The sequence below is a fragment of the Phyllobacterium sp. genome (assembly GCF_037994425.1).
Classification (GTDB): Bacteria; Pseudomonadota; Alphaproteobacteria; order Rhizobiales; family Rhizobiaceae; genus Phyllobacterium.
In genome coordinates this window covers 1-2,185 of sequence record NZ_JBBNAM010000270.1, presented here as the reverse complement: position 1 = coordinate 2,185, position 2,185 = coordinate 1, and the positions used below count along the sequence as shown (strand labels likewise).

Annotated in this window: 5 protein-coding genes; all 5 read right to left on the bottom strand. The window is 55.6% G+C overall.

What is annotated here, in order from left to right; translation table 11 throughout:
- Positions 1-53: 53 nt before the first annotated feature.
- Complete coding sequence (locus tag AAAB35_RS18460; protein ID WP_340669736.1) at positions 54-284, bottom strand: ribbon-helix-helix domain-containing protein; 231 nt, start codon at positions 282-284, stop codon at positions 54-56.
- Complete coding sequence (locus AAAB35_RS18455; RefSeq protein WP_340669735.1) at positions 281-499, bottom strand: DUF4169 family protein; 219 nt, start codon at positions 497-499, stop codon at positions 281-283. Before AAAB35_RS18455 ends, AAAB35_RS18460 begins: the two co-directional genes overlap by 4 nt.
- A 2-nt stretch (positions 500-501) precedes the next feature.
- Positions 502-1,071 carry an SspB family protein gene (locus AAAB35_RS18450; RefSeq protein WP_340669734.1) on the bottom strand — a complete coding sequence of 190 codons (570 nt, stop codon included), beginning with the start codon at positions 1,069-1,071 and terminating at the stop codon, positions 502-504.
- Between the two features lie 184 nt (positions 1,072-1,255).
- Positions 1,256-1,954 carry a TetR/AcrR family transcriptional regulator gene (locus AAAB35_RS18445; RefSeq protein WP_340669733.1) on the bottom strand — a complete coding sequence of 233 codons (699 nt, stop codon included), beginning with the start codon at positions 1,952-1,954 and terminating at the stop codon, positions 1,256-1,258.
- Between the two features lie 41 nt (positions 1,955-1,995).
- Positions 1,996-2,185: hypothetical protein (locus tag AAAB35_RS18440; RefSeq protein ID WP_340669732.1), on the bottom strand; the 190-nt coding region annotated here is incomplete at its 5' end.

The following is a 2,185-nucleotide window of genomic DNA, read 5'->3' as shown; positions in this document are numbered from 1 at the left end:
GATTTTTTTCTTGCTCTCGCGCGGTGCCCGATTCTTCGAGTCAGACCAGCTATTTACGAACGATTGTTGTTGCCATTTCTCACCCAATCGAGAACATAGAGCCTTAACGCGGAAGAAAGATTGGAATTGCGGTCCCGTGCTTCGTCAACCTCGGCGATGAGGCCGGCCAAGGTCAGAACTCGGGCTTTGGCAATGTCGAGCAGAAGATCGTAGAACGCGTCTTCGAGCGAAAAACTGGTGCGATGGCCGTGAATGGAAACGGATCGCTTGCGGACGGCGCTCACTTCTTGTCCGTCGGGACTTCGGCTGTGTCGTAACTGTCCGGCTTCTCCAGCCGGTTGGTTTCGAGAAAACGCGCCGCTTTGCTGTTTGCGTCGCTTTCGAATTGCTTTTCGACTTTGGTGCGGCCAAATCGAATGCGGTTCTCAGCCGCAAGCTTGTCCTTGGCGTCCTTGGCCTTGCGCTTCTTGACCAGGCGAAGGTTGACGATTTCGGCCACAGCTATTTTTTCTTGCGGAAAGAGTCCAGCGATACCACGGAAGCCGATGATTTCTCGCCGTTTTCCTCGGTCGCTTCGCCACTGGCCTTTGCCGGCTTCTTTGCCGCCTTTACGGGCGGCTTCGGTTTGGCGCCTGGGGTTGCAACCTTTGGCTTCTCCGGCTGGGCAGGAGCGATACTGGTGATGCCCTGATCATTGTCTCCAACCGTTTCAGCGATTTCGACGTCGAATTCGAGCTCGAAATTGACCGATGGGTCATAGAATCCGCGAATGGCGGAGAACGGCACGACGAGCCGTTCCGGAACGTCACCAAAGGAAAGACCGACCTCGAATTGGGTATCGGTGACCTGCAGGTCCCAGAACTGATGCTGCAGAACGATCGTCATCTGTTCGGGATACTTCTCGTGCAGACGCGTCGATATGCGAACACCCGGCGCTCCGGTAAGGAACGTGACAAAGAAATGATGATTGCCGGGAAGACCCGCCTTGGCGACTTCGCCCAGCACTTTGCGAATGACGCCGCGAAGCGCTTCCTGGGCAAGTATATCGTAGCGGATCATATCTTGTGGCATGCATTCTTATCCCATGGAGGCACCCCTGCCTGTCAAGCGGAGGGATCACCGAATTTCGACCATTATGGCGCATGGCTAAAGGAATTGCGACCGCTTGTCAGCACTCCGCTTAAATTTAACGTGATGTGCCATACGGATCGGCGATTGCGGCGAACAAGAACCGTTTCGCAGGCCGAAATATGGATCAGCCGGCAACCACAAGTGGAACTCCCGACCGGGTCGAATCGTCCTTCCGGTGGGCGTAGGCGCGCATGAACGTGCGCACCGCGTTGCGCGAGGCGCTCTCCAACTGCTCTTGCGTTGGTGTATCGCCGAACAAGGTTATCATTTGCAGGTCGGCGTTGACGAGGGCAAGAAACTGACGGGCGGCGACGTCGAAATCGTCTATTTCAAGGACGCCCTTGTGGCTCAGGCGTGCGAACAGGGCGGCGAGGGCGGTGGTGATCTTGCCAGGGCCATGCTGGCGCCACGCCTCGAACAGGTGCGGATAACGCTCGCCTTCCGTTTGGACCAGCCTGCGCAGGAAACGCCCATCCTGGTTGCACAGGCAATTTTTGGTCAGCCGGTTGGCAAAGGCAGTCAGGTCGTCCTCAAGATTATCGCTATTTTCGGGGAAGGTCGCGAGGATCGAAAAGAGCGTAGCGTTGGCGCGGTCCATGACGTCATCGACGACAGCGGTGAACAGCGTCTCCTTTTCGCGGTAGTGATTATAGATCGTCTGGCGCGATACGCAGGCCTCGACGGCAATTTCATCGATGCTCGCTCCGGAAAACCCCTCGCGGCAAAATACATTTGCGGCGGCATCGAGGATGGAAAGGCGTTTGGCGCAGTTGCCACGCTGACTTGGGCCCGCCGATTTGAGGGCAGCTTCACGAATTTTCATGAGCGAAAGATAATGCGTCTTGACGATTTAGACAACGGTGTCTAATTTGACACTTGTGTCCAAAATTGTTGACACATCAATTCAATGGATATGTGTGCTTCCTCCCAAGCCTGTGCGCTCGTCCGAAACCATCCTGAGAGCAATGCAACGCAGAAACAATCCGGTTTCAGCGCTGCGGTTTCCTGAAAGATTTGCACCATGACGACTTCCTTCTTTCGCAACGCCCTCATC